The organism is Synechococcus sp. CCY 9618, assembly GCF_019038415.1.
In the GTDB taxonomy this organism is placed as follows: domain Bacteria; phylum Cyanobacteriota; class Cyanobacteriia; order PCC-6307; family Cyanobiaceae; genus Cyanobium.
Genome location: NZ_JAFKRG010000099.1, coordinates 1 through 534, shown reverse-complemented (window position 1 = coordinate 534; position 534 = coordinate 1). Strand labels below are relative to the sequence as shown.

Sequence of the window (534 nt, the reverse complement as noted above, 5' to 3'; positions counted from 1 at the left end):
CGGAGGCGGCGGCACTGCTGATGGCCTCAAAAAAGATCCAGGCCTACTGGGGAGAGGACGGGGGCGATTGACATCTCCCGATGATCGCCGCCAAGCCCTGAAGATCCTCAATGAGGGTCTGGCGGCGGGCGCACGTGCCAGCGAGCTGGCCAAGCTGCTGGGATTGGGTCTGAGCACCCTGCAGCGTTGGCGGCGTCAGTTTGCGGGTGATGGGGACGGACTGGATCGCCGTAAAGGCAGTCACCGCCTGATTTCTCATCGCCTCACTGACGAGGAGCGGCAACGGATCCTGCTCACCTGTAACCAGCCGGAATTCGCCGCTCTCCCGCCTGGACAGATTGTGCCGGCGCTCGCGGATCGGGGGGTCTATATCGGTTCGGAGCGCAGCTACTACCGCGTGCTCCATGCCCACGGCCAGGCTCATCGCCGTGGTCGGTCTCGTCCGCCCCAGGAGCCTCGTCCGGTGCCACGGCTGGAGGCCAGAGGGCCGAATCGGCTCTGGAGCTGGGACATCACCTATCTGCCCACCAGCGT

The 534-nt window shown here is 65.4% G+C and carries 1 protein-coding gene; it reads left to right on the top strand.

Annotated elements, in window-relative coordinates; genetic code table 11:
- Positions 1-67 precede the first annotated feature (67 nt).
- A partial coding sequence (locus KUG41_RS15295; RefSeq protein WP_254217351.1) for a helix-turn-helix domain-containing protein occupies positions 68-534 on the top strand: 467 nt, incomplete at its 3' end.